This window comes from Bradyrhizobium sp. WSM2254 (assembly GCF_000472645.1).
In the GTDB taxonomy this organism is placed as follows: domain Bacteria; phylum Pseudomonadota; class Alphaproteobacteria; order Rhizobiales; family Xanthobacteraceae; genus Bradyrhizobium; species Bradyrhizobium niftali.
In genome coordinates, this window is sequence record NZ_AXAB01000056.1 from 37,973 (window position 1) to 62,518 (window position 24,546).

Genomic DNA, 24,546 nt, shown 5'->3' on the forward strand with positions numbered 1-24,546 from the left:
GTGGCATCAAGCCGGGAAGAGGCTGGTCAGTGGCATGTGGGAGCGCACGATGGGCGACTTGAGGACAACGAAGCTGAAATACTTATCGATGCCGATATCCATATCGGTCAGACGCTCCATGATCGTCTGGTACTCGCCGATGCTGGCGGCGACGAATTTCAGCATGTAGTCGTAACCTCCCGAGACCAGATGGCATTCAATCAGCTGGTCGACTTTCTCAACCGCGCTCAGGAAGCGGGCAAAGTCGATCTGTCGATGGTTCTTCAGCGTCACTTCCGTGAACACGGTCAGCGTCTGTCCCAGCTTGCGCATGTTGATCTGGGCCGAGTAACCCTCAATGTAGCCCTCGGTCTGCAGTCTCTTCACGCGCATGAGGCATGGGCTGGGCGACAGATTGACCAGTTCGGCAAGCTCGACATTGGTGACGCGGCCGTTCTTCTGGAGCTCGTGAAGAATCTTGATGTCAATCCGATCGAGTTTCATTGACCGCCCTCCACTCCTCAACGGCAGCAGAAAATTCTGCACAGCGAGCAAAAAGCTTACCTCTCTCGCGGCCGACGTCCGCCACCGACTTATATCGTTCGGGCAGAACGCCGTTTTGCAGTACACGGAGGATACAGCATAAAATGCTGGACCACCATCGAATCCGGTGCCGTCGACGCGAATGCGCGATCTAAGATGCAGCCATCGAAATCCAGGAACGCAGGATGCCCGCGCCCCTCTGTCAGATTGAGACCTCGCCTGATCTTCCCAACCGCGCCGACGTGGTGGTCATCGGAGGCGGCATTATCGGAGTGTTCGCGGCCTATTATCTCACCTTGCGAGGCCTCAGCGTCGTCCTCGTGGAGAAGGGGCGGATTGGCGCCGAGCAATCCAGCCGAAACTGGGGTTGGTGCCGCCAGCAAAACCGCGATGCTCGCGAGCTGCCGATGGCAACCAAGAGCCTGGACCTGTGGGAGAGATTTGGCGCTGAAAGCGGAGAGAACACCGGTTTCTCGCGCTGCGGCCTCCTGTACCTGAGCAACGATGAGGCCGAGCTGGCGGGCTGGGCGCGCTGGTGCGACTTTGCCCGCGGCGTGAACGTCAGCACTCGCATGCTCGGTGCGAGCGAAGCTACTTCCCATGGCGTAGCCACCGGGCGCGCCTGGAAGGGCGGCGTCTTCTCGGCGAGCGACGGCATCGCCGATCCCGCCAATGCGGCCCCTGCGGCAGCGCGGGCCATTCTCAAGGGTGGAGGCACCGTGCACCAGATGTGCGCGGCACGTGGATTGGAGACTGAGGGCGGCCGGGTGAGCGCGGTCGTGACCGAGCGCGGTACGATCCGCACCAAGGTCGCCATATTGGCAGGAGGCGCGTGGTCCTCCTCCTTCTGCCACCAGTCCGGCATCCGCCTTCCGCTTGCCTCGATCCGCTCGTCCATCCTTTCGGTCTCGACGGCCGTGAAGGGCTTACCCGATGCATTGCATACCTCCAGCGTTTCGGTCACGAAACGCGGCGATGGCGGATATACACTCGCCATCAGCGGTCGAGGGCGCGTCGATCCGACAGCCCAGCAGCTCCGCTTCGCCCCGCAATTCCTCCCGATGTTCCTGCGGCGCTGGCGCAGTCTGCTCCCCGGCGGCCTCGAAGGTGTATGGTCGGGACATGAAACACTCCGCCGTTGGCGGCTCGACAGCCCTACGCCAATGGAGCGGGTTCGCATTCTGGATCCGGCGCCCGATCGAAGCACAATTGAACTCACGCATCGGCGCGCCCTCGACCTCTTGCCGGCCCTGAGGGACACGAAGATCACCGCTGCATGGGCGGGCTACATCGACTCGACGCCCGATGGCGTGCCAGCCATCGGAGAGGTTTCATCCCTACCCGGCTTGATATTGGCCGCGGGCTTCAGCGGACACGGCTTTGGTATCGGCCCGGGCTCCGGCCACCTGGTCGCGGATATCGTGACGGGGGCGGCGCCAATCGTTGATCCGAAGCCCTACCGACCAGATCGCTTCGCCGGCTTTGCGGTCGGAAAAGTTTCGGATTTCTGAGTGGTGGAGGGACAGCCGATGTCCGAGTGGCATCGGCTGAGGCGATAGCGCCTGCAAAGCCTGAACACTGACCTCACCGGGTTGCCGCAAGGCGAGTAAGAGGATTCACGAAAGTCACGCATATCGGCGTGCCCTCTTTAGGCTGCAGGCCGTTCCCCAAGGAAACCGTCGACGGCAGCGAAGACCTGCCAGCGATTTTTCTCCATGAATACCGAGTGCGTGCCCTCGCCGATCTCGATCCAGCGGCGATATGGCGCCGCCGAGAGCTTGCTGAACACCGTTTGCGCCATGTCCATTGGGCAGTCGCGATCCAGGTCGGCATGGACGATCAGGACCGGCACCGTGAGCGAGGAAGGATCATAAAGCGGCTTGCCAGATGCCCAATATTCTCGGCTGTCCTGAACCGTTCCGTTCGGCGCCCGCAGCTTGTCCGGCCCGAGTCCTGTTTTAGCAAAAGTTGCCTCCGCCCACGCATCGAACCAGGCCGGCGGCAATATCGCGTCCTTCTTGTCATCGGGAACGCCGTTGAGCCAACGGCTCTTGGCCGCGGTGCGCTCGACGATGCGATAGGCGCCGAGGGGGCCGCCGGAATCAGCCGCGCTCGGGGTCGTCCGGAGCCACTGCGGCGCGATCAGAACAAGCTTGTTGACGTGCGCCAGGTTCTCCGAGGCGTAGCGTGACATCAGCGTCGTCCCCCACGACCACCCGATCAGGTTGATCTTGTCGACCCCTCGCCGCGACCGGATAAACGTGGCAGCGCTGCCGACGTCACTCACAGCGACGGGTGTGCGCACGATTGGCTGATTGTTGGACGCCGGTTCTTCCATTTCAGGCGGACGGGTCGACCCACCATAGCCGCGGACATCGACGAGATAGACGTCATAGCCCTCCTGGGCCAGATGATCCATCCAAGACAAGCCGTCCAGGCGAAGGTCGAACGAAGTCGACGCCGGATAGGTCGATCCCGCCACGAACAAGACCGTCTTGTCGGCAGAGAACCGGACCAAGTCGGACCGTCGCTTGTTGCGAACGAAGAGTTCGATCCCTGCGGTGTCGCTCGGGATCATCATCTCTTCGCTGATGATGGCGTCGGTAATCGATTTATGCATCTCGGTGTCCCCTCAGGTTACACGAACCGCCAGTCGAACCTGTCGCCGCTACGTGTGACGTGTCCGGCTGACGTGTTGGCGAAATGAGCCGTGAAAACGGTCGAGCGATCTTCCGCAGCCCGTTCGAGAAGCCAGCGGCGCGATGCGCGGGCGCGCTCCGCGTCCTCACAAAACGCGCTGTTCCAGTCCGGACGATAGATCTGAAGCGGCTGATGCATGATGTCGCCGCTGAAGAGCGCCTTCTGTCCCTGGTCAGAAAGCTGGATAGCGACGTGACCAGGGCTGTGCCCCGGGGTCGGATGGAACGTAAGACCGTCCCCGATCGCAGCCTCGCCATCGACGATCTCGGCCTGTCCGCTCTGGATAACAGGAAGAACGCTGTCCTCGAATACGCCGGCGCTGAAGCCTTCCTTGCCAGCCGGGCCGGACCAATGATCGTACTCGGCCTTGGAGAAGACGTACTTGGCATTCGGGAATGTCGGCACCCAGCGGCCGTTGAGGAGTCGCGTGTTCCAGCCGCAATGATCCGCGTGCAGGTGGGTACAGCAGACATAGTCGACCTGTTCAGGTGAGACGCCGGCTTCCGCCAGCCGGTCGAGGAAAGGCAGATTCAACTGATGAAAGCGCGGCAGCATCGGACGGTTCTTGTCGTTGCCTGCGCAGCTGTCGATCAGGATCGTATCGTGCTGCGTCTTCAGAATCCAGGTGTGGATGCTCGCGATGAAGCGCCCCTCCGCCTCGTCGAAGCAATCCGGGATCATCAGCGCTCGGTGCTTCGCCAGAACCGACTGATCCCAATCCGGGAAGAGGAAGTCCGGGGTGAAACCCGGACCTCGGATCTCGACAACCTGACGAATGGCAACGTTGCCGATCGCGTGCATTGCGGTCATTTGAACCAGACTTTCTTGCTTGTGCAGATTGAAGCGTGACCGCTAGGCCGTGGCAGTCGCGACTGACTCGACCTTGGCCGCTGCCGGCGCCGATTGCAGCCAGAACAAGCCGAGGAAGAACGAGATCGCCGAAATGACCATCACGTAGTACAGACCGGCGTATATATCGCCGCTGGAGATCTGGAGTGCCGCGGCGATCGCCGGCAAGAGGCCGCCGAAATAGCCGTTGCCCACGTGATAGCTGAACGAGACCGACGTGTAACGCACCTGGGGCGGAAACAGATCGGTCATCGCCGATGCCAGCGGACCGAAGATCATGCCGGCAACCGTGCTCAGCGCCGCCAACACGAGTATGATCATTCCGAAATTCATCGCACTTGGATCGGCACGGCTCGGATATCCGGCCTCCTCAAGCGCATGCTTCAACTTGGCGGTGAACGCCGCAACATCCGGAGCCTGCCCTGCGGCGCCAACCGGGATTGGCTTGCTGCCAACGAAAACCGTCGCGACCGCCCCTTTTGCTTCGGACCTGGTCAAATAGGGAGCGCCGAACCGGATCAAGGCGTTCTTGGCCATATCGCACCCTGTGGTGAACTTCGCCGTTCCAATCGGGTTGAATTGGAAGGAGCACTCCGATGAATCCACCGCGACGGTTACGGGTACGGCGGCCTGCGCGGCATGGAGCGCTGGGTTGGCATAGAAGATGAGTGCCTTGTAGAGCGGGAGGTAGGTGAACGTGCCAATGACGCAGGCAGCCAGGATGAATATCTTGGTGCCGTAGCGGTCGCTCAGCCAGCCGAAGAAGATCATCACCGGCAGCGTCAGCATCAGTGCCGCACCGACCAAGAGACTCGCGATCTGCGGATCGACCTTGGCCGTGCCGGTGAGAAACACCAGAGAATAGATCTGAGCACCGACCAGCAGCACGCTCTGGGGGACGACCATCGCAAACATCGCGATCAGCACGCGTTTCAGGTTCGGCAACGCCCGGAGCGTGTCGTAGATCGGAGACTTCGAGAGCGTCCCCTCATTCTTCATTTTGAGGAAGAGCGGCGATTCCTGCAGCTTCAACCGAATCCAGACCGAGATCGCGAGCGGCAACACCGAACTGATGAACAAGATGCGCCAGCCCCAGTCATTGAATGCCTCGGGCGTCATGCTGGAGCGCATGAGATACACGGATAGCATCGAGAGAGCGAAGCCGATCGGTGCAGAGGTTTGCAGCCAGGACGTTAACCAGCCGCGGCGGCCTTGCGGTGCATGCTCTGCGATGTAGGTCGCAGCACCGCCATACTCACCGCCAAGAGCCAATCCCTGGATCATTCGCAGCAAGATCAAAATCGAAGGCGCCCACAGGCCGATCGACGCATAGCTCGGCACCAGACCGACGGCAACCGTTGAAAATCCCATCATCAGGATCGTGGTGAGAAAGGTTTGCTTGCGTCCGATCATGTCGCCGATGCGACCGAACACCAGCGCTCCAAACGGCCGAACGAGATAGCCCGTGCCGAAAGTGAGAAGCGCGAAGACGTTGGCCCAAACTGGATTGTCGGCCGAGAAAAAATTAACCGAGATGGCCGAAGCCACCGAGATATACATGAAGAAATCGTACCACTCGATGACCGTACCGACGGTCGCTGCGATCATGACCCTTCGCTGCAGCTCGATGGTGGGCTCCGCCGCAGCAGGACCGGCGTTTGGCAGCTTCCTCATCTGTCCCCCAACTATCTTGTCCGCTTTCGCGGCCCATGTGATCCGGCTTGCGTTGATGTCCTCCGTCATGGGATATTTGAAATCGATAGATAAGATATGTGGTATAATCCGGATGAATATCAGGGCTCATGACATGCCTCTGCTCGTATCGCTCGAGGCGATGCTCGATGAGAGGAACATCACCCGTGCGGCAGCGCGGCTTGGCATTAGCCAACCGGCACTTTCCGCCCAACTGGCCAGGCTTCGCGATATCTTCAAGGATCAGTTGCTGACACCTGCCGCCTCGGGAAAAGGCATGGTCCTCACCCCACGGGGAAACGAGCTCAAGGAACCTCTGCGACTGGCACTGCAGAATCTGCAAGATGTTATCGGTGCACCAGCTGGCTTCGACCCGAAGAAATCGGATCGAACTTTCACAATCGGCGCGAACGACAACGCGACCGCTATTGTTGGATCGCGGCTGGTCGCGTTCTCGCGACGGGATGGCTTATCGGGAATCCGGTTCGCCTTCCGCTCGATCGATTTGATGAAATTGGCTGGCCAGCTCGAGGCGGGAGATCTCGACGTTGCGCTGGTTTCGAAAGATGCGGTCCCAAGCGGAATGCCGTCCCAGCCGCTGCTCGATGAACGGTTCATGATGGCCCAGCGTAAGGATCATCCGCGCGGATTGCGGCGGCCCACGATGAGAGAGTATTCGCGCCTGGAGCACATTATCGTTTCGGGAGAAGGCGGCGGCTTTCGCGGCTTCATCGACGATGTCCTGGCGAAGGACGGGCTGACGCGTTGCGTCGCCGTGTCAGTTCAGCACTACAGCGTCGTGCCGCTCTTGCTACAGTCGACCGACCTCGTTTGCACTCTTCCGGAGCGTTTCCTCAACCGCTACCGTGATGTCCTGCAATCCCTGCCGCTGCCGTTCGATACGAGGCCCTTTACGCTGCACGCCACTTGGCACGCCCGATTCGATAACGATCGCGGTCATCAATGGCTTCGGCAGCAACTCAAGGACTGCGCCACCGGCTAGCAACGCGAGCTGAAGTGAAACCACTTGCTCATCATTTCATCGACATCTCAGCCAACTCCGGGCCGCCTGTGTGTCGCGGTCTGGCCGTAACCGACGCGTTGGAAGAGAGGCCCTCATCCTTGTCGATGGCGACGATGATATTGGACTCCGTCAGGCCAGCCATTTCGTACATTCGGCCTAGGTCGTCGGCTTTCCCACCGCGGGATTGATGGCCAACGAGGATCCGGCAGCGCCTCCGGCTTCATAGGCCGTCATCGACACCGTGCGGCTGGTGCTGCGCGCCGCCCGTAAATTCAGGCCGAGCTTGCCGAACTCGTCATCGACGATCGAAGCCTTCAGCACAACGAGACCGCGCCCGGTGCTTTGATTTACCTGATCGCGGCTGGCCTTCATCGCCGTCAACTTCTCCGCGATGGATGCGACCATGCCCAGCGCAAACGAGGCATTGGCCAAATGCCGCTCATTGTGCCGAAACCGGCCATAGCCCGACGTGGTCTTGTAGCGGCCGAGTTCGGAGCGGACGGCGGCGTCGATCAGTTCGGCCAGATAATGCGCGACTTCGATATCGGCGCGAAGGCCGAAGAACACATAGCGGCTCTCGCCTGCCTGGTTCTTCTCGCGCCAGACCCGGCAGCTGCAGAAATTGGCGATTGCGCCGATACAGTCGTCGAGCGGGATTCGCTTCTTGCGGTAAGTCTCATACGACCGCCGTTCGCAAGGCGCCTTGCGAATCTCGATGTCGGTCAGCGACAGGTCGTAGCGATCGAGCAGCTCAGCGACTTTGGCAGCGGCCGACAGCGCCTCGTCTTCGGTGCAGCCGTTGTCGATGGTCTTTGCGCGCAACGCCTGGATGCGCAGTTTGAGCTTGTCCAGCGCCACGAGATTGGGGGATTGGTCCACTTTTACGTTGCCCCCGGGAAGCTCCGACCGAACTGACGCCCGGGCGAACTAGACTGGCGGAGGGAGAGAATCTAGAAAGAAAGTTGCTCTTCCGCTGCATCTCAGGTGCTCTCGGCAAGCGAGAGGGATGGGATTTTCCGGCCTCTCCGCGTACCGCGGCGGGTCTACCCTGCCGTTGGACGCGGCATCATTGTACCTGAACAGGCTACTCCAGATGCGCGCAACCCTGCCCGGCTAGCCATTGGATGGCAAAGCCAAACAACAACCTGGGCAGGCGGTACAAGCCCGCCTAGCGTTTCCCCAGCGGCTTCCTACAACCAGCCAAGACTTGATACCAGGGGCTCCTTTAGGTGGCTTGAATGGGCCTCCGCGGACCGGTGAGGACGACGGATTTTCGAAATCCTTCGCGGCGTCTGCGGACTTGGAGGCGACTTCGCGCGCATCGACGCAGAAGAGAAGAGCGCCGGCGGTCGCGCGCTGGCCGAGCCGCTTCAGGTCCACCCCTACAACCAGACCATCTGTGAGCCGGTCTGGACTTCGCATGCAGCCCACAAGCGGCCCATCTGACCTAAATTATGAACAGAAGAAGAGCCCAGCTGTGGTGGGCTAGGCTCTCGTTCAGCGATTGATGGCTGCCTCAACAACCATCTTTACGCCGACATCGGGTTCAGGATCATTTGATTTCCCAGGACGTGTTGTGCGGGATGTCCATCGCAAAATAATCGCCAGAGCCAGCCAGCGCAGGCATAGCTATGCACGCAAATGGTTCGCTTCCGGTGATGCCCTTATACTTACCGGTGCCGCCGGTGATGATATGCGTTCCACAATCCATCTTCGGCTGGGCCTTGTCGAGGTCCCGAGTATCGAAGGTCGAGAAAATCTTGTCGCCGTCGCTGTCGGCGAGCACGCAAGCTCCGTCAATATATTTCTTGTCTCCGGACGCGACGTTCAGCGCCACGCAGCGTGCCGACATCTTGTCCAGCATCTTCTCTCCCTTCATGTTTTGAGTGGTCCCGACCGCCTCCAGCGTGGTGGCCTTGCCGAGTTCGGCGGTGTCAATACTCATCAAGGGCCGAAAAATGAAGTGAGTCACATAAGGAGTTGTCCCCTTCTTTTCAATCGGCTCTCCCGCGACAGCCGCGGGGGCAAAAGACACGAGCGCTGCAGCAAAAGCCGTTGCTTTGGTGAGTCTCATCGCTGCGGTAAATGGGAGGACTATGCGCACGTTGAAGTTCATGAGTGCCTCCTTAGATCAAGCGGCGATTCAGGTCTCCGCCGTGAACTGCCGCGAGTTGAAATCCACCTGCGTATGCTTTCTCCTGTCGAATCGAGTTGCACGCCGGCGCCGAGCGTCAACGTGAACATGCTTTCTTGATGCTTCGCCTTAGACTGACGAAGTATGTGGGGATGATGGCTCCAATCATCGGTTTTGACCTCAATACAAGGCTCGACCGAACGACCTGGAATATTAACATAATAGCATGGAATGCGGCGGTCGTCAGCGTTATGCGCAGAAAACGCAGCGCGCACCGTCAGCTGTCCTGACCGAATGCACTATGAAGGGCAGCGAGGCACATCCACCAAACGCCAAGGATACTGGATTCGATCCTGCCTCTATAAACACTGTGTTGCCAATCGGCTTGCGTTCGGCGGGTTTCACGATCCACCACGAGGCAGCCGGGGCGAGCGAAGAACCGCGTGGCCCTAACGCAAAACGCGGGACAGAAACCCCGCGCCAAAGTTTCGGTCGGGTCACAATACGAAAAACTCAACCTGAGCGAATTCAGTCCGCTATGCCCTATTGAACGGACCTCAACGTGACGTGCCGTCGCCTCGCTGATGGGCCATCAGCGAGCATTGCAGGTTAGCTGCAAATGCAGCGTCGCCGGCGCATAGAGTTTACACGTTGGGGTCCACGTCCCGGGACCCACTCTTGGCATAGCGTACCGGCCGTGCCACTTCGCCAAGGTCGCGGGGCGATGGCCGCCGATCAGATTCCTCCGGCCGAGACCGTAACCCGCGAGGTCTTGATTTGAGTCCGCCCAAGGCGTCGCTTGATCGCCCGTATCACGTCGTCGACTGAACCAAACCCGCGCAGACCGTAGCGCTTGGTGCTACTTTCGGTGAACCTTAGGCGCTCGACAAGTTTCGATGCCGGCATCAAGAAGTAATCGCGCACCACTCGGTTGCCCGCGTCGAGTCTGATGCCGAAGATCAAGCCAGGAGGCGGATGCTGGCCATGCTCAACCGTCCAGGTGGGCGAATGCTTTTCGTTTCCATCATGACTACTTCGAGCAATGCGCAACGAGACGATGAGGCCCCGTACCTCTACGGTTCGGTGAACTTGATCGAACTTGACGTCTCCAGCGAAGGCTGCGAGAGCCGTTCCCAGTTTCAAGGCGTGCTCTTCGATGATGGCATGGCGGTCATCGCGCGAGTCGATATACTCGCAATCCCGCGTCAAGGCATAGCCGATCAGCCGATAGGCACTCCTCAAGGATCCGAAGCGGAACTGGTAAAGGCCGGGACTCGGCACGCCTGGCGCATCGCTAATAATATCGCGGCTCAGCCGCCCCTTCTTTTTCAAGAGGATCCGAAGTCGCTTTAGCATCTCCTCGTTGGACAGGCCTTTAGTACTCTTGCGAGCAGCGATGATCGCCCGCGCTTTCGCGAACAGCTCAGGGCTGATGACCGGCTCGAACACGCCGACTTTGCGAATCCATTGTTCCGGTGGATTCCGCTTATTGTACTCGCGCAGACGACACGAATGCCGATCGTAGAGCAAATTACCGATAACGTCGTAGACGAGGATACAAGCAAATCCGGCGCGACCGCACTGAACGTCATCGATCAGATCTAGCAGGCCCGTCCTGTTCTTGATGTGAAGCCCACTTTTGCCATCATCGCGATAGGTTCGAACGATTTCCAACTCGAACTTCTGCGCATACGCGGCGATTGCTGCCATTTGGTTGGCGATTGAATACTGCTGATAGTCCGTCGACATTCTGACGTATTGCGCGGCACGGCGCGCCCGCTCCGCTTTCGGCAGCCAGATCTTGTGCGGTACGAGCGCATTGACCATCGGATAGAGCCTCCAACGCATCGCGCTTTAGAACTCTAGGACGGCCAGTCACATCTTCACGATGGGCCATCCCACGACCATCCGTGCTTCGCCACCCTGGTCAGAATGGCTGCCGCAAAAGCCACGATCAGTCCGCCCCAAGGAGACGATCGGCGCGCCGCGCTGATCGAGCGCAAATATAAGAGCGCGCCGAGCAGTGTTCCGTAGTTCCTTCGGAAGTCTCCATTGAGCTTTGCGATCTTCGAGAGCTCTGAAGACAATTCGGTTCCGTCGACCATTGTGCTGGCCTCCTTCGCGGCGTGACCAGCACCCCATAAACCACTGTTTTGCCCGACGGAGCAACGTATATTTCGTGTAATACGAATTTTCCCTACGTCGAGATGAGAGAGTTGCAACCAGTCGTTGACAGCACGCTCGCGTTCGCCTAGCCAAATAGAGACATATAGAAATACTTCGTAACGATCAGCAATGTTACGGGCAGTATCGCTAGGCGTGCACCATGCGAAGGTTGATTCAGAAGATTTCGCCCGTTCGGCGTCTGTATTACCGAGCCCGAATGCACAGCGCCGAGGGGCAATCGGACGAGGCCGTGATCCTCGACCAGCTTGCCATCGATGCTCCGAAGACGTTCGTCGAGTTTGGTTTTCATCCGATCGAGTTCAATTGTCTAAGATTGGCACGAAATCCCGAATGGCGTGGGCTGTTGGTTGATGGCAGCGCGCGCCAGGTAGGCGATGCACGAGCGCTTCTGCCCAAGCGCATCGAGGTGATCGAGCGGTTCTTGAACCTCAACAACCTCGACTTTATCAAGAGGGCATTTTCTCGAGTCGGCATCCTCTCAATCGACGTTGATGGCAACGACTATTGGTTCTTGAAGGAGCTGATCGAGGTTAAGCCAGCGGTGATCTGCGTGGAATACAACTCCAGTTTCGGCCTCGATCCGATCACTGTTCCCTATGATCCGACCTTCGATCGCCACGAGAAGCATCCCCGTGGTTGGTATCACGGCGCATCGCTAACGGCCTTTGCCAAACTCTGCTCTGCCCACGGTTATGGTCTTGCCGCTGTTTCGGAGGGTGGCGGAAATGCATTCTTTACGCGAGACGGGAGTCTCGATCCCTGCAGTGCGTGGAAGCCAAATGCATTTCGCGAGAGCTACTCAGGGGTGGCTCACGAGCAGCAATGGAAGGCCATCGGGCACTTGCCCTTCGAAAGCGTCTAATCTTGGCGAATTTCGACAGCGACAAGCCGACCGTGGCTGCGACAGGCGCGGCAGCTGTGAACCCATTTTGCAGCGTGATCGAGAAGCTCCACGGAGCGTCGCTGCGCGTATTGAAAGTTATGGCATATGTCGGCCAGTGAGCGAGCTGGCTCGAATGCCGATTGGCGGTGTTGTCGCGTTTAATCGCGCGAGGTGCACTCCGGGCAGGTGTCGGCAATACCCTCGAGCACCTCGATGATGGCCAAGGCTGCAGCCTCGGACGAGATGCCATGCGGCGGATTGCGGCCGGCGATCTCGAAGGCGCGCTCGCGGGCATGCGGATCAGCGCGATCCTGCATCCAGCCGTGCTCCTCACACTCGCGGATGGCGCCGGCGTCGTTCAAGACGGCGATCGCCCAGCCCCGCAATGTCCGGAATCCTGGCCGTCTTTCCCTCGTCATCAGCATCAAGATGGCTCCGCCCGGAAGGAATCCTTAGCACCCCTCCTCGTTCCCGGCGGTTAGCACAGACCAGGGATTCGAAATGACGAGAGCTCGCTCTTGTCCACCTGTTCCAGCCCTCTGTGCAAAAGTCAGGCAGCGGGATCTTCCTTTTCTCCGCTCGCGACGATCTTGAGTGCCCCGTCTGGGAGCTGCCGCTGCAACGCCTTGGCCTCGTCCCAGGAGGCGCGCATCCAAACATCGTACTCTTCGCTCGTCGTGAGGATGACAGGCATCGCCGTCGGATGAACGCGCTTCACCTCGGCATTCGGTCCACAGGTCAGAAAACCGAAGACGTCGATGGTGACTTCGCCTTCCTTTGCCTTGCGGACGCTGGTCCAGTTGGTCCAAAGGCCCGCAAAAGCGATCAGGGGGCGGCTTTCGTCGGCCGCAAACCACACCGGCACCTTCTTACCATCGATGGTGTCGTACTCACTGAATGAGGTGAACGGCACCAGGCAGCGATGCTCCGGATCAAGCCATCGTTTCCAGTGAGCGCTGCCGACGTTGCGGATGTTGGTCGTTCCCGAATCGGGTTCCATTCGCAGCAATTCCTTGAAGTCGACTGACGTGCCCTTGGCTTCGAGTTTTTGCGCCCGCTTCTTGGTGGCGTTCAATAACGCCTGCCGAGAGGAGGGCATGCCCCAGCGGGCGATGGTGATCTCACGGCCGTCGGCTGCGTTGCGAACGATCGGAGCCGGGTAGTCCGGAAAGATGCCGGGCATCGAAGGCAGGTTGCCGACGCGGTTGTTGAGAGCATCGAACAGTCGGCGAATGGCGTCGACGTTCTTGGTCATGGAGTAGAGATTACAGATGTGGACGGCCCCCCACTTGTCAGGATTGTAGCAGACTTCTGACCAGATCGCTTGCTATCAGATGTCCGGCCTGTTTGCGCGGACAAAGTCCGCTGGCCGAGATGGTGTTCGCTACGCACGCTCCAAGCACATGGGCGACACTCGTGGTGCCAGTGTAATCTTCGGAAGCTCGCGCGTATCGACCGATCGGTCCTTCCATCTACTGCGTCCTGCAAGTTCGTGGGCAATCCGCCGAGCAATCTCGCTCGCGGTCCGATTTCAGATCAAGTCGGCGTGGCTGCTACCGGCTGGTTGTACACGCCGCCCGATATCATCAAGCGCCAAGCGATGCGGGCAAACTTGTTGGCCAATGCCACCGCAACCAACTTCGGCGGCTTTCGCTCCAGCAGTGAGGCGAGCCATGGTGTGGGCTTATGACGACCCTTGCGGATATGCCTCAGCAGCGCGGTGGCACCGACAATCAACGTCGATCGCAGTACAGAATCTCCAGCCTTTGTGATGCCGCCGAGTCTTTGTCGGCCGCCAGTTGAATGATCCTTGGGTGTCAGTCCGAGCCATGCCGCAAAGTCGCGACCCGATCTGAACGTCTCGGGCGGCGGTGCCTTCATGCTGAGCATCGACGACCCAATCGGACCGATGCCGGGAATTGTCGCAATACGCCTGCTGATGTCATCCTCGCGATGCCACTTCATCAGCTTGGCCTCGATCTTCACCAGGCGGGCTTCAACCGCGGCATACTCGTCCGCCTGCAAGCGGAAGAGATCCCGCGCCATTTCCGGCAGGCTATCGTCTTCCAGCACACGTTTGATGAGTGCGGCCACGTTCTGCCGGCCGGCGGGGCCGACGATACCAAACTCAGCGGCATAGCTTCTGAAAGCATTGGAGAGCTGAGACTTCACGCTGACCAGGCGTTCTCGCACGGTCATCAACATGCAAGCCGCTTGCCGTTCCTTCGATTTCACCGGTACGAACCGCATGCTGGGCCGGGTGACCGCTTCGCACAACGCCTCGGCGTCGGCCGCGTCATTCTTGCCGCGCTTCACGTAGGCCTTCACATACTGAGGTGGGATTAGCTTTACCTCGTGTCCAAATGATTGCAGCAACCGCCCCCAATGGTGCGAGCTGCCGCAGGACTCTATGGCGACGAGAACTGGCGGAAGCCGCTCGAAGTAGCGGATCATCTCGGCTCGCCGAAACTGGCGCCGAACGACCACTACCTCATTCTCATCAACACCGTGCAGTTGGAACACCGACTTCGAAGTATCCATGCCGATACGAACGGGAATATTCATTAGACTTTCCTCTCATCTTCCGTGACGCTGAGAGCGCCATCAAACAGTGGGGATGAGAGGCCGTCCACACCAGCACATGATCACCTCTCCGGAGCGGCGTGGCGTGGCCGCTGCGTGAGCTGGAGCAAGGTGGCGGCGGGACGACGACCGGCCTTAGCACATTTGCTGCATCGGAGCCTGCCGGCTAGGTCGTGGACGAAGGTCGTGGAGACATGCGGCAGCGTCGCCAGGTCGAAGTCCCGCGCCGTTTTGCAACGCGAGCATCGAATCTCGAGCCAGGGATAGCCGCCGTTGATTGCCTGATCGACTGCTGGTGACGGATCGATCGGCTCGCCATCCACCCACATCGGCTCGTTCCAGCTTTCGCACGGCAGCCTGTCCGCCTGCCTTATCAGTGCATCGCCCTTCGCGCGGGCCTCAGCAGATTGCGCGGCGAGAATGGTCGTTATCGCGCTCGCCTTGCCCAGCTCCTCCTTCAGAGCCTTCCGATCGCCTCCGGAAAGCGGCGTTGGATGATGCTTCGGCGCCATCCCGTGCGGTCCTTCGGCAGCGCAAAATGATTAAGAGCGGTCGAAAGCAGGCCAGCAGCCGTCCTCCTCATGACGCCCGGTTCGCTGCTGGCACGTGTTGTCGAGGAGCCGCCGCCCGACGTCCTTCCAGAGCGCTTGGGGGCCATACATGCGGACCGCATCGGCCTTTTGCATTTCGACGATACGGTCACATCGACGACAAGTGACCCGCAGCATGTGTTGTTGGATTTCGGATAGCCGCCGCGTCTGGATCGCCGGTCCGGGTGCCTCTGCGCCCAGGCGCGGATCGCTCAGGACGGCCTCCCAATATTCCGGCGTCAACTCCTCGATCGATTCTGAAGAACTTGCCGGCCGAGCCTGCCCGTCGGCCGAAAAGGCAAGCTTTTCCATTTTCTTAGGGGATGGCATGCGCCAACTCGCGGGTCGATCGCTCATGGCCCAATCTAGAACATAAGAAGAACAATTGTCGAGACCGGGGTAATGCGGCCGGAACAAGTTTCTTCTCCCGCTCAGGCGCGGAGCCTGCTTCCCAGAGATCTTGTGGACGGCGTCAGGAAGGGCAGAATTCGGGGGCCGACCTTGTCGGAACCAGCCTCCCCTGTTCGTCTTGAGTACTAGCAGTCCTATTGGAGTATCGCGTTCATGGCTCCTCGAGCAAATTGGAAAGGCTTTTTGCGTCTGTCTCTCGTTACGTGCCCCGTGGCGTTGTTTCCGGCCACTTCGGAGAGCGAGAAGATTTCGTTCAACCAGCTCAATCGGCAGACGGGTCACCGCATCAAATACCTCAAGGTCGACGCGGAGACTGGCGACGAGGTGGCCAACGAGGACATCGTAAAGGGCTATGAACTCGAAAAGGGCCAGTTCATCGAGGTGACGAAGGAAGAGCTTGATGAACTCGCGCTGGAATCCACCCGAACGATCGACATCGACGAGTTCGTCGAAAAGGCGGATATCGATCCACGCTATCTGATCCGCCCCTATTATCTGCGCCCAGACGGCAAGGTCGGACACGACGCTTTCGCGGTCATTCGGGAGACCCTCAAGGAGATGAATAAGGTCGCGATTGGTCGCGTGGTCCTGGCCAACCGCGAGCACATCATCGCGCTCGAGCCTTTGGAGAAAGGCCTCGTTGGCACGCTACTGCGTTATCCCTACGAGGTCCGCAACGAAGATGAATATTTTGACGAGATCCGGGACGTCAAAGTCACCAAGGATATGCTCGATCTCGCCAGGCATATCGTGAACCAGAAGGCTGGCCGCTTCGAGCCCGGGAAATTCGAGGACCAGTACGAAACCGCCTTGATCGACCTCATCAACCAGAAGCGCGCGGGCAAGCCAATTACGCCGAAGGAGCGACCGCGCGGTGAGAACGTTGTCGACCTAATGGAGGCTCTGCGCCGAAGCGTAGGTAAGGATGCGGCAGAGACTAAGGCTCCGAAGAAGCCCGGCAAGAAGCCACGCAAAGCGGCGGCCGGACAGAAGGAAATGTTGATGCCGATCGCTGGCAAGAAGCAGTCGAAGGAGGCGGCGACCAAGAAGCCGGCCGCCAGGCCGCAGCGCAAATCCGCCTGATGGGCGATACTGAAACTACCCAGGAGCTGACCGAGCAAGTTGAAGGTGCCGATCCTGCTGGTGATCGAAGCCACATTTCTCGATCGGGATTCCGACATCGCACGCGACTACGGACATCTCGCCGCCGCTGAAGCGGCCGCCCTGGCGGCAACAAGCGACGTGGGGCAACTCGTCCTAACTCACATTTCCGGCCGCTATGCCGACGAGGAAATCTTGGCCGAGGCGGCGAAGACATTCCGGAATAGCCGGGTTACTCGGGATTTCGATCAAATCTCGATCTGGGCGCGCAGGAGACAACTCCGATGGCGAGGAAACTAAAGACCTACCAAACCTCGCTAGGCTTCTTCGACTTGGCGATAGCGGCGCCTTCAATGAAGGCGGCCCTAGAAGCCTGGGGCGCCGACAGCAATCTCTTTCACCAAGGCTTTGCGAAAGAAAGTAAGGATCCCGAGATTATAGAGGCGACAATGGCTGCCCCAGGCGTCGTGCTAAAGCGTCCCGTTGGGTCAAGCGATCCCTACAAAGAGCAAGCCGAGCTGCGCACACATCTTGTCAACGAGGGCCGAGCGACAAAGGCCAAGCACAAGTCGAAAGATCACAAACCACAAGAACATTCAAAGCGACCGAGCGACCCGAAACTCGAACGAAAGGCTGCGCTCGCTTTCAAGAAGGAGGAGCAGCGCCGCGAACGGGAAAGAGCGAGAGATGATGCTGCACGACAGAAGAAGCGAGAGCATCGGCAGCATGCTGTCGCTAAGGCCCAGAAAGCGTTGGATGCAGCCCGTCGGAAGTACGAAAGGAACGCTACTGATTTGAAAGCCCAGATTGAGTTTCTCGAAAGGAAGTCGCAAATCGAAGAAGATCGCTGGGAAAAAGAAAAGGCTCGGCTGGAGGCGACGTTACAAAAGGCGCGAGAGTGACTCGGCGAGCATGTGCCGTCCTGGAATGATTAGGATGATGCCGGCCGTGCTTTGGGCCAATCGGGCGTGAAGGCGCCGTTAGGAAGTGTGCTCCATTCGGATATGCGTTGTTATGGAAACACTCAGCCAACGACCGAAACCCAAAGCTCGACACCGCGTCACTGCGTGCATTGCGAACAACAACATGCCATGACTAGTATCGGCGTGAACAACTCGCGCACAGCGAGCCGATTGCAAAGCATCGGCTTACCGCCATCGACATCGGTGTCGTCGGCCATCAGGTGGAAACATCTCAAAATACCCGCCGGCCTATATTATTCTCGATGCCTGCCGCGACAATCCATTTGCAAAGACAATGAAGCGGACGATCGCCTCGCGCGCGATCGGTCGGGGCCTCGCCAAGGTCGAGCCGACCAGCCCGAACACCATGATTGCCTTCGCCGCCTTGGCGGGCTCGACCGCGTCAGATGGCGACGCCAGGAACAGCCCGTTCGCGGCGGCTCGAGTGGTAGAGGTCTGCAACTAGTCGCGAGTCGAGGTCTGAAGCGCCCCGGCGGAGCGTCCACTCCGCCGCTTCGTTGATGGCGACTTCGGGTCAAAGGCTGCCCTCGGTAGCCAGAATGACCTTGGTCGGGTCGCCTCTATGAAGCGGACATCCCCGCGCTCTGGGCTGGGGTCAGCCACGGGCTAAGTGCCGACCTCCATGACCCGGTTGTGAGCCCAGGACACCTCTGTCAGGCTCGGCCCCAGAACAGGCTCGAGCCTGGCGAGCCATACACCGCCGCTGCGGTTGGTGTAGAATACCCGCACAAAGGGCACCGCCATGGTCACTCCTCAGCAGGATCGCATCAATCGCCGACTAGCCGCCATCCTGGCCGCCGATATCGCCGGTTATAGCCGGCTCATGGGTGCCGACGAACTCGGCACAGCGATGGCACTCCGCGAACATCGCGAGGCAATCGATCCAATCATGGCGAGCCATGGCGGTCGCATCTTCAAGACAATGGGCGACGGCCTCCTCGTGGAGTTTCCTTCCATTGTGGCCGCAGTCGAGTGCGCCTTGGCGGTCCAGAACCTCATGGCGGGACGGAACGTCGATGTTCCGGAGGATCGGCGAATGTTGTTCCGGATCGGTATCAATCTTGGCGACGTGCTAATTGAGGGCGACGATATCCTTGGGGATGGCGTCAATATCGCCGCCCGCCTCGAAGGCATTGCCGAGCCGGGCAGCATCTACATCTCCGACGCCGCGCATCAGCAGGTGCGCGACAAGCTTGATGTGATTTTCGAGGATAGAGGCGAGCACCAGCTCAAGAATATAGCGCGTCCGGCGAAAGTGTACCGAGTGCAGGGCGCAGGTGCGGCAGCGAGCCCGCTGCCGACATTATCGCTTCCGCAGAACCCGTCCATTGCTGTGCTTCCATTCCAGAATATGAGTGGCGATCCGGCCCAGGACTATTTTTCCGATGGGATTGCAGAGGACATCATCACCGAGCTTTCGCGGTTCCGATCGTTGTTCGTGGTCGCGCGCAATTCGTCGTTCTCGCTGCGTGGCAAGACAGATGTTAATGAAGTTGGCCGCCGGCTTGGTGTCCGATACTTGGTTGAAGGCAGCGTTCGCAAGGCCGATAAACGGGTGCGGGTCACAGTCCAGCTCCTTGATGCAGCAAGTGGCAATCACCTGTGGGGCGAGCGCTACGACCGCAAGCTTGAAGACATCTTCGTAGTCCAGGATGAGATCACCCGAGCCGTTGTCTCGACCCTGCCAGGCAGGCTGGAGAACGCCGACCGCGACCTCGCCAAGCGCAAGCAGACTTCGAACATCACCGCATACGATCTGGTCTTGCTTGGTAACGAACGATGGCGGCGTCTGACGCGGAAAGACCTTGCCGACGCGCTGGATCATTTCCGCAGCGCCGTGGCCCTTGACCCCCATTATGCGCGCGCCCACGCGAACGTGGCCTGGACCCATGTCTGCAACGTGTTCCTCGAGGCCGCGGATGCGTCATCGCTGGACGAGGCGCTGCGACATGTGGAGATAGCCCTCGACATCGACGACAGCGATGCCTGGTCTCACGGTGTCTTCGGGCAATTGCTATTCCTGCTCAAGAGGGATGACGAGGCCGAAATCCACTTCAAGCGCGCACTTGGGTTCAATCCCAACGACGCAGACGTCCCCGCCGTCTTCGGCAATGTTCTCGTCTACTGGGGAAGGTGGCGAGAGGCGCTCACATGGATCGACACGGCTAAACGTCTCAACCCGCTACCGCCTAATATCTACCATTGGTACCACGCGCTTGCCCTCTATTCGGCACGCGAATACGAGCAAGCCATCAGAGCGCTTCGGGAGATTCGGACCCTCGACCGCTGGTCGCATGGCCTCCTAGCCGCCTGCTATGGGCAGATCGACAGGCTCGACGAAGCCCGGAGCGAACTAGACGCGTTTATCGGGGAACGGGAGCGCGAATTGAGGGAGCGAGGCGAAGCGCTACCGCTGAGCAGTCTCGACCTTGTGCTGTCGCGGGCGGACAGATACCGAGATCCTTTGGACCGCGAACACTTTCTTGAGGGTTTGAGGAAGGCGGGCCTGACGGGTTGATGGTTCCTCCTAATGAATTGCTTCCTCACGCGCTGAGCCGCAAAGTTCGCCAAGTCAGAAGAGACAGACTGGGCTGGGGGAGTGATCAGCGTGATCGCTGGTAACGACGAAATGACTGTCGTCGGCGTACTCTTCAACGACCCAATGAGCGTCCTCCGTCCGCGACCGTTGCGATCTTCGCGGCGGCGGGGGATTCTTGTCCGGCTCCTTGGCGGCCATACCGACAGCTTAAAACAAAGCTGGCCACTGTGAAAATCAAACTAGGCCACTGCGGTCGGAAACAGGCCGGGCCCCGGAATTAGCCCGCGGGACCTAGTGCTCGGACGGCCTCTGTCTTCGAGCCTTGCGCGCCATCTCCATCCATTCTTCCCCAAGCTTCAGCCACGCCTCCTTGTCGACCTCACGTGTCGCCTTTTCAGCCTCATCCAAGCAATTCTGCGCTTGATGCAGGTATCTCACAAAATCAGCATCGCCCATCGCGTACAATGCGGCGGCGAACAGAAGGTGCCGAATTAGGAGCCGCAGGCGCCACCTTAAAGACAACTCCTGCGGCCTGTGCCGCGACGTTCCGCACGATCGGCGCGCCCTGTCAGCTAGCTGAACGGAACTCAGGGGCGGGCCAACATTTGAGTTGTCGCCGGCTCACCGACCGAGCCGGCGGAGCGGCTCCGGCCAACGGCGCGCCCTGTCAGCTAGCTGAACGGAACTCAGGGGCGGGCCAACATTTGAGTTGTCGCCGGCTCACCGACCGAGCCGGCGGAGCGGCTCCGGCCAACCCCAAAAGCCCCCTGAAGCCGGGGCCATCTCTCCGCCACGGTCCGTGTTGGTTTGCGTATCCGTTCCTCGCCCTCGATCGTGCCGGTCGACCGCCTCGACCGCGACATCTATCTGGTCCTCGAGGACTTCGGCGTCCGCACCGGCTGCCCCTGGCGCGAGACCGACGAAGCCGACACCGACCTCGAGACCATCCTTAGGCATCTCCTGTCCGGCCAGTACGCCTATCCGGTCCGAGTTGTGTGCTTCAATCCGGGCGAAGGCTGGTCACGGGACGCCACCTCCGATGTCACTGATGCGCTGGCCCAGCGTGCTGCTGACACCGACGCCGAGGTCTCGTCTGCACTGCACGACATGCAGCTAGCGCTGCCGTTGCGCGGGGTCGCCTGACCCGAGGAAAAAGCCGCTGGCCGCCGGTGCAGTGACCGCGAGTTGCACCAACTGTGACGATCTCGGATGGGTTGGTCCCGGACCGCCCTTGGGAAGGCCCGTGCGCCGCACCTGCGGCGGCGCGCTCGCGCCCTGTCCGGCCTGCACCGCAACTGGCGAAGGTGAAGTGCCGCACATGCCGGAAGGATTTCAGGTCGAGGTCGATAAGGACGGCTGTCGACATTGAGGTGCATCTACGGATCTGAGCGGCCCCAAGCGCCTTCGGGGCTGGAGAAGACGGAGACGCCGGGACCGCCACGGCGCACTGGCTCAAGGCCGGACGCCGGCGAATACTCTCCGCCCGCAGATTCTTCGCGCGCTCTAACAAATGTATTGTGTCCTAGATTAACTTTGTGGGCATCCCCCGTTGCCCCTGTGCAACGCCATTAGAGTTTCTTCGCGGAACAGCAGCGACGAAATATTTCTGAAACAAGCGCTCGTGTACAAATCACTCAACCGGGCGCAGGTTTGTATCCTGATCATTTTCATTCCCGGGGCTGGCTTTGCTCGAACCTATTTTTTTTGACCGGCGTCGATAGACTTTGGACAGGGCTGCCCACAAGGCGGCCCTTTCTTTGACGTGCTTCCCACCCAATCTGCGGCTTATGCGTACCGCGTTCGAATTCTGCCTGCCCACGGCAGCCAAGGTGGTGCTGCCCCACGGCCCCGACTGGATTCACGAAATCGAATATGACGGCTACCGCTTGCGCGTCGAGCGCAACGGCAAGACCGTTCGGCTATTCACCCGCAACGGCCACGACTGGACCAACCGATTTCCCTGGATCGTCGAGGCCGCACTGAAGAACCGCGAGCAGCACTTCGTCATCGACGGCGAGGCCGTGTGCTCGGTGTCGACGGCGTCTCCGACTTCGACGCCCTGCACTCGCGCCAGCACGACGACGAGGTGCAGCTCTACGCATTCGACGTCCTCGCGCTCGGCGGCGAAGATCTGCGCCAACTGCCGCTGAGTCTGCGCAAGACCAACCTGGCGCGGCTGCTACGCGGTCGGCCAGAGGGCATGTTCGTCGCGCCCTTCGAGCCAGGCGAGATCGGCACCGAGCCGTTCGGCGCCGCCTGCCGCCTGGGCCTCGAGGGCCTGGACTCGAAACGGCGCGACCGGCGCTATAGCGCCGGCCGGTCGAAGGACTGGATCAAGGTCAAGAACCGGACGCACCCGGCGATGCACCGAGAGTTTTGAGGACATGCCGCCCAGAGCGTGTAGCTGAGCCCCTCACATCGAATAACGCGAGCCCGCGGCTTTGGCGTACGTCGCTGCGGCGCACAGTCCGCTAGAACCGGCTCTCTAGGCTCCAACGGAGTGCCCCTTTTGGACAGTCATCTTTCCATTTCATCCGCATATATTGAACTCGCCAACCGGACTGGTTTAGGCCCTTCCAGCCCCAGCCCGGAGAGGCAGGCGGCCCTACCGCGCGATCAGCGAGGCAGGGTCGCTGCGCGTCGTACACTCGCGGATGAGGGACGAGGATAAAACTGGTCGGTCGGCGCCTGGTTACTGAAAGCCGGGTGCATTCCCACCTGCCCAGCAAGGGAGGGAGTCGTGATCAAACAACCTCACTTCGACCCTTACTCGATCCCAGCACGCATCTGTTTTGCTATTGCCGTTGTCGGTGGCGCGGCGCTCATCGCAGTGGCGATCATAAGTATCTATTTCATGTAGGCATAGTCGCCGTTGGTCAAACTGAGACGTTCGGGCGCTCAGCCGGCAGGTCGGCTTTCCCACCAACTCCAGACAAACCGCTGCATCGGATCAACTGACGCGATGGGCCAGAAGGCGCCCTTCGCCATAGATCATCGAGACTGGAGGTTCGTTAACGTCGATGTTGGCCACGATAGGTCGGCGGGTATCGGTGCGTAATTTGTCGGAACTAGGAACGAGCTCGTCGCGGCCGAGTTATGGCGACAAACTCACTATGAGGGAGGAAGCCATGGCCCGTGCAACAGCCCATCCAGATCATCAATGCATCTCAAGCGAAGACATTCAAGGAACCGAAGTTTATGGGGCAGGTGGAAAGAATATCGGGGAGATTGATCACCTCATTATCGACAAGGTGTCAGGTCGTGTGGCCTATGCCGTCATGAGCTTTGGCGGATTTGTTGGGTTAGGCCACAGCCATTACCCCATACCTTGGGGCGCTCTGACATATGATTCGTCGCTTGGTGGTTTCCGAACAAATATCACCGAGCAACAGTTGAGGGATGCGCCTGAGTTCAGTGATGACTCGTGGCAGGATCGAGATTGGGAAACGCGGACCCACCAGTACTACGGGACACCTAGTTACTGGGAGTCGCGAGGTGGCTTAATACGCTAGGCAGCGCATGAGCCAGCCAACCTATTAAAAGGCCCGCAGTGTTGAAAACACTGTGGGTCTTTTTGTGGCCCGCTGGATGTCGGCTTAGGATCCAGTAGCTGATTTGACGGTATCGATTTTGGCGGTCGCTATGGGCCAACAGGCGACATTCTGACGACCGACGCCGCGAAGCGAGGCGGCTTACTCCTGTCGTCAAACCTTGACCGCTGAGATGACCAAGAGCCAGTCCCGGCAACAAAATTGAACTCGGCACGATGCCCAGAAGCAAGCCGCCGATGAACGTCCCGATCATTGATCCCTAGTCCGGGATTTGGGGAGCTGTAAACACGGGTTCGGCAATGTGTTAGACTTTGCCCAGCCGATCAGGGAGAAAAGCCATGACCGCCGAGTTCGATGAAGACCGCTTCAATATGGCTATCCGTAAGTTTCTGAAGCATGTCGGAGTTACATCGCAGCGTGAAATCGAGAACCTAGTGCGTAGTGGGGCGGTGAAAGGTGGCGAGCTCAAACTGCGAATGACTCTGTCCGCTGAGGGGACGCCGCTGAAACATGTTGTCGAGGAAACAGTCGCACTCTGACGAGGGCACACGGTGCGACCCAACGTCCGTTCAGGGTCAGGAGAACCCGTCAACGCAGCCATCGTACAACGTCCGGTCTCCCGCAGTCAGCCGACATGGCGGCGGCCCGTTTGTTGTTCGGCTGAGGGCCAGGAGCTGACAATCGCNTTCCTCTCAGGCGAAAATGAAGAGGCCGCCAACTGAGGCGACCTCAATTCATCTTGCGGCGCAGCTTCTTGATGATCTCGCGCAAACTCTCAACGTACTCCCCAACGACTC

At 59.6% G+C, this 24,546-nt stretch carries 24 protein-coding genes and 3 pseudogenes; 13 read left to right on the top strand and 14 right to left on the bottom strand.

All coding sequences use genetic code 11. The features are described from left to right. Positions 1 to 6 precede the first annotated feature (6 nt). Positions 7 to 483 (bottom strand): Lrp/AsnC family transcriptional regulator, encoded by a 477-nt coding sequence (locus A3M7_RS0133070; protein ID WP_027547764.1) that lies wholly within the window; start codon positions 481 to 483, stop codon positions 7 to 9. Positions 484 to 707: 224 nt separating this feature from the next. On the opposite strand from A3M7_RS0133070, the gene A3M7_RS0133075 reads away from it, so the two are divergent. After that, positions 708 to 2,033 (top strand): FAD-binding oxidoreductase, encoded by a 1,326-nt coding sequence (locus A3M7_RS0133075; RefSeq protein ID WP_027547765.1) that lies wholly within the window; start codon positions 708 to 710, stop codon positions 2,031 to 2,033. 137 nt (positions 2,034 to 2,170) lie between these two features. On the opposite strand, the gene A3M7_RS0133080 is transcribed toward A3M7_RS0133075, so the two are convergent. Genes A3M7_RS0133080 through A3M7_RS45285 form a run of 3 tightly spaced genes read right to left on the bottom strand, consistent with a single transcriptional unit; the run spans position 2,171 to position 5,679 of the window. Continuing rightward, a complete protein-coding gene (locus A3M7_RS0133080) occupies positions 2,171 to 3,142 on the bottom strand; it encodes an alpha/beta hydrolase (RefSeq protein ID WP_027547766.1) in 972 nt (323 codons plus the stop codon). Positions 3,143 to 3,159: 17 nt separating this feature from the next. Further along, complete coding sequence (locus tag A3M7_RS0133085; RefSeq protein WP_198033852.1) at positions 3,160 to 4,032, bottom strand: MBL fold metallo-hydrolase; 873 nt, start codon at positions 4,030 to 4,032, stop codon at positions 3,160 to 3,162. A 42-nt stretch (positions 4,033 to 4,074) separates the two neighbouring features. Next, positions 4,075 to 5,679, bottom strand: a complete 1,605-nt coding sequence (locus tag A3M7_RS45285; RefSeq protein WP_156937044.1) for an MFS transporter — start codon at positions 5,677 to 5,679, stop codon at positions 4,075 to 4,077. On the opposite strand from A3M7_RS45285, the gene A3M7_RS0133095 reads away from it, so the two are divergent. Continuing rightward, positions 5,630 to 6,766 (top strand): LysR family transcriptional regulator, encoded by a 1,137-nt coding sequence (locus tag A3M7_RS0133095; RefSeq protein ID WP_245284368.1) that lies wholly within the window; start codon positions 5,630 to 5,632, stop codon positions 6,764 to 6,766. The genes A3M7_RS45285 and A3M7_RS0133095 overlap by 50 nt on opposite strands. Positions 6,767 to 6,943: 177 nt before the next feature. Here the strand turns inward: A3M7_RS0133095 and A3M7_RS0133105 are convergent, their stop codons facing one another. The 4 genes from A3M7_RS0133105 to A3M7_RS47500 form a co-directional block, all read right to left on the bottom strand. Continuing rightward, positions 6,944 to 7,645, bottom strand: coding sequence for a DUF2786 domain-containing protein (locus tag A3M7_RS0133105; RefSeq protein ID WP_371090228.1), 702 nt, complete (start codon positions 7,643 to 7,645; stop codon positions 6,944 to 6,946). A gap of 694 nt (positions 7,646 to 8,339) precedes the next feature. Further along, positions 8,340 to 8,903 carry a hypothetical protein gene (locus A3M7_RS0133110; protein WP_027547770.1) on the bottom strand — a complete coding sequence of 188 codons (564 nt, stop codon included), beginning with the start codon at positions 8,901 to 8,903 and terminating at the stop codon, positions 8,340 to 8,342. A 753-nt stretch (positions 8,904 to 9,656) separates the two neighbouring features. Then, positions 9,657 to 10,748 carry a recombinase family protein gene (locus tag A3M7_RS0133115; protein WP_156937045.1) on the bottom strand — a complete coding sequence of 364 codons (1,092 nt, stop codon included), beginning with the start codon at positions 10,746 to 10,748 and terminating at the stop codon, positions 9,657 to 9,659. Between the two features lie 56 nt (positions 10,749 to 10,804). After that, complete coding sequence (locus A3M7_RS47500; RefSeq protein ID WP_084302743.1) at positions 10,805 to 11,026, bottom strand: hypothetical protein; 222 nt, start codon at positions 11,024 to 11,026, stop codon at positions 10,805 to 10,807. Positions 11,027 to 11,304: 278 nt separating this feature from the next. Here A3M7_RS47500 and A3M7_RS0133120 point away from each other — a divergent pair, with 278 nt between their 5' ends. Further along, positions 11,305 to 11,970: a hypothetical protein gene (locus A3M7_RS0133120; protein ID WP_084302744.1), complete on the top strand. Its 666-nt coding sequence runs from the start codon at positions 11,305 to 11,307 to the stop codon at positions 11,968 to 11,970. Positions 11,971 to 11,972: 2 nt separating this feature from the next. Continuing rightward, on the top strand, positions 11,973 to 12,110 hold the full coding sequence (locus tag A3M7_RS49085) for a hypothetical protein (protein ID WP_156937046.1): 138 nt from the start codon (positions 11,973 to 11,975) through the stop codon (positions 12,108 to 12,110). Positions 12,111 to 12,149: 39 nt separating this feature from the next. On the opposite strand, the gene A3M7_RS0133125 is transcribed toward A3M7_RS49085, so the two are convergent. The 5 genes from A3M7_RS0133125 to A3M7_RS0133145 all read right to left on the bottom strand — a co-directional run bounded on the left by A3M7_RS0133125 (position 12,150) and on the right by A3M7_RS0133145 (position 15,521). Beyond that, positions 12,150 to 12,416, bottom strand: coding sequence for a hypothetical protein (locus A3M7_RS0133125; RefSeq protein ID WP_027547773.1), 267 nt, complete (start codon positions 12,414 to 12,416; stop codon positions 12,150 to 12,152). A 125-nt stretch (positions 12,417 to 12,541) separates the two neighbouring features. Continuing rightward, a complete protein-coding gene (locus tag A3M7_RS0133130) occupies positions 12,542 to 13,264 on the bottom strand; it encodes an SOS response-associated peptidase (protein WP_027547774.1) in 723 nt (240 codons plus the stop codon). A gap of 263 nt (positions 13,265 to 13,527) precedes the next feature. After that, positions 13,528 to 14,556: an IS110 family transposase gene (locus tag A3M7_RS0133135; RefSeq protein ID WP_027547775.1), complete on the bottom strand. Its 1,029-nt coding sequence runs from the start codon at positions 14,554 to 14,556 to the stop codon at positions 13,528 to 13,530. Between the two features lie 80 nt (positions 14,557 to 14,636). Next, complete coding sequence (locus A3M7_RS0133140) at positions 14,637 to 15,086, bottom strand: hypothetical protein (protein ID WP_027547776.1); 450 nt, start codon at positions 15,084 to 15,086, stop codon at positions 14,637 to 14,639. Between the two features lie 30 nt (positions 15,087 to 15,116). Further along, a complete protein-coding gene (locus A3M7_RS0133145) occupies positions 15,117 to 15,521 on the bottom strand; it encodes a hypothetical protein (protein WP_027547777.1) in 405 nt (134 codons plus the stop codon). Positions 15,522 to 15,728: 207 nt separating this feature from the next. On the opposite strand from A3M7_RS0133145, the gene A3M7_RS0133150 reads away from it, so the two are divergent. The 4 genes and pseudogenes from A3M7_RS0133150 to A3M7_RS47505 all read left to right on the top strand — a co-directional run. After that, entirely contained in the window at positions 15,729 to 16,658 is a 930-nt protein-coding gene (locus A3M7_RS0133150; RefSeq protein WP_027547778.1) for a Ku protein, read from the top strand. Further along, positions 16,655 to 16,976: pseudogene (locus A3M7_RS0133155) on the top strand (MBL fold metallo-hydrolase); the annotation flags it as partial. The gene A3M7_RS0133150 and the pseudogene A3M7_RS0133155, both read left to right, overlap by 4 nt. Beyond that, a complete protein-coding gene (locus tag A3M7_RS0133160; RefSeq protein WP_027547780.1) occupies positions 16,961 to 17,578 on the top strand; it encodes a hypothetical protein in 618 nt (205 codons plus the stop codon). The pseudogene A3M7_RS0133155 and the gene A3M7_RS0133160, both read left to right, overlap by 16 nt. A 313-nt stretch (positions 17,579 to 17,891) precedes the next feature. Further along, positions 17,892 to 18,086, top strand: a pseudogene (locus A3M7_RS47505) (caspase family protein); the annotation flags it as partial. 179 nt (positions 18,087 to 18,265) lie between these two features. On the opposite strand, the gene A3M7_RS49090 reads toward A3M7_RS47505, so the two are convergent. Further along, a complete protein-coding gene (locus tag A3M7_RS49090; protein WP_156937047.1) occupies positions 18,266 to 18,403 on the bottom strand; it encodes a hypothetical protein in 138 nt (45 codons plus the stop codon). Here A3M7_RS49090 and A3M7_RS0133175 point away from each other — a divergent pair. From A3M7_RS0133175 to A3M7_RS0133195, 5 genes and pseudogenes are all read left to right on the top strand, one after another. Further along, positions 18,402 to 20,177: an adenylate/guanylate cyclase domain-containing protein gene (locus tag A3M7_RS0133175; protein WP_027547781.1), complete on the top strand. Its 1,776-nt coding sequence runs from the start codon at positions 18,402 to 18,404 to the stop codon at positions 20,175 to 20,177. The two genes, A3M7_RS49090 and A3M7_RS0133175, sit on opposite strands and share 2 nt — an antisense overlap. An 834-nt stretch (positions 20,178 to 21,011) precedes the next feature. After that, positions 21,012 to 21,341 carry a hypothetical protein gene (locus tag A3M7_RS0133185; RefSeq protein WP_027547783.1) on the top strand — a complete coding sequence of 110 codons (330 nt, stop codon included), beginning with the start codon at positions 21,012 to 21,014 and terminating at the stop codon, positions 21,339 to 21,341. A gap of 644 nt (positions 21,342 to 21,985) precedes the next feature. Next, positions 21,986 to 22,578 (top strand): annotated as a pseudogene (locus A3M7_RS0133190) (DNA ligase). Positions 22,579 to 23,326: 748 nt separating this feature from the next. Then, positions 23,327 to 23,710, top strand: coding sequence for a PRC-barrel domain-containing protein (locus tag A3M7_RS47510; RefSeq protein ID WP_084302745.1), 384 nt, complete (start codon positions 23,327 to 23,329; stop codon positions 23,708 to 23,710). A gap of 377 nt (positions 23,711 to 24,087) precedes the next feature. Beyond that, on the top strand, positions 24,088 to 24,288 hold the full coding sequence (locus tag A3M7_RS0133195) for a DUF6494 family protein (protein WP_027547784.1): 201 nt from the start codon (positions 24,088 to 24,090) through the stop codon (positions 24,286 to 24,288). The last annotated feature ends 258 nt before the right edge of the window (positions 24,289 to 24,546 follow it).

Bases quoted from the DNA above. Each gene is read 5' to 3' on its own strand.
- A3M7_RS0133135 (WP_027547775.1), bottom strand. From the start codon at position 14,556: ATGAATATTCCCGTTCGTATCGGCATGGATACTTCGAAGTCGGTGTTC.
- A3M7_RS0133085 (WP_198033852.1), bottom strand. From the start codon at position 4,032: ATGACCGCAATGCACGCGATCGGCAACGTTGCCATTCGTCAGGTTGTC.
- A3M7_RS0133175 (WP_027547781.1), top strand. From the start codon at position 18,402: ATGGTCACTCCTCAGCAGGATCGCATCAATCGCCGACTAGCCGCCATC.
- A3M7_RS0133095 (WP_245284368.1), top strand. From the start codon at position 5,630: ATGAAGAAATCGTACCACTCGATGACCGTACCGACGGTCGCTGCGATC.
- A3M7_RS0133160 (WP_027547780.1), top strand. From the start codon at position 16,961: ATGGCGAGGAAACTAAAGACCTACCAAACCTCGCTAGGCTTCTTCGAC.
- A3M7_RS0133125 (WP_027547773.1), bottom strand. From the start codon at position 12,416: ATGCTGATGACGAGGGAAAGACGGCCAGGATTCCGGACATTGCGGGGC.
- A3M7_RS0133195 (WP_027547784.1), top strand. From the start codon at position 24,088: ATGACCGCCGAGTTCGATGAAGACCGCTTCAATATGGCTATCCGTAAG.
- A3M7_RS0133075 (WP_027547765.1), top strand. From the start codon at position 708: ATGCCCGCGCCCCTCTGTCAGATTGAGACCTCGCCTGATCTTCCCAAC.
- A3M7_RS47510 (WP_084302745.1), top strand. From the start codon at position 23,327: ATGGCCCGTGCAACAGCCCATCCAGATCATCAATGCATCTCAAGCGAA.
- A3M7_RS45285 (WP_156937044.1), bottom strand. From the start codon at position 5,679: ATGATCGCAGCGACCGTCGGTACGGTCATCGAGTGGTACGATTTCTTC.
- A3M7_RS0133145 (WP_027547777.1), bottom strand. From the start codon at position 15,521: ATGAGCGATCGACCCGCGAGTTGGCGCATGCCATCCCCTAAGAAAATG.
- A3M7_RS0133120 (WP_084302744.1), top strand. From the start codon at position 11,305: ATGCACAGCGCCGAGGGGCAATCGGACGAGGCCGTGATCCTCGACCAG.
- A3M7_RS49090 (WP_156937047.1), bottom strand. From the start codon at position 18,403: ATGGCGGTGCCCTTTGTGCGGGTATTCTACACCAACCGCAGCGGCGGT.
- A3M7_RS47500 (WP_084302743.1), bottom strand. From the start codon at position 11,026: ATGGTCGACGGAACCGAATTGTCTTCAGAGCTCTCGAAGATCGCAAAG.
- A3M7_RS0133150 (WP_027547778.1), top strand. From the start codon at position 15,729: ATGGCTCCTCGAGCAAATTGGAAAGGCTTTTTGCGTCTGTCTCTCGTT.
- A3M7_RS0133115 (WP_156937045.1), bottom strand. From the start codon at position 10,748: ATGGTCAATGCGCTCGTACCGCACAAGATCTGGCTGCCGAAAGCGGAG.
- A3M7_RS0133070 (WP_027547764.1), bottom strand. From the start codon at position 483: ATGAAACTCGATCGGATTGACATCAAGATTCTTCACGAGCTCCAGAAG.
- A3M7_RS0133110 (WP_027547770.1), bottom strand. From the start codon at position 8,903: ATGAACTTCAACGTGCGCATAGTCCTCCCATTTACCGCAGCGATGAGA.
- A3M7_RS0133140 (WP_027547776.1), bottom strand. From the start codon at position 15,086: ATGGCGCCGAAGCATCATCCAACGCCGCTTTCCGGAGGCGATCGGAAG.
- A3M7_RS0133080 (WP_027547766.1), bottom strand. From the start codon at position 3,142: ATGCATAAATCGATTACCGACGCCATCATCAGCGAAGAGATGATGATC.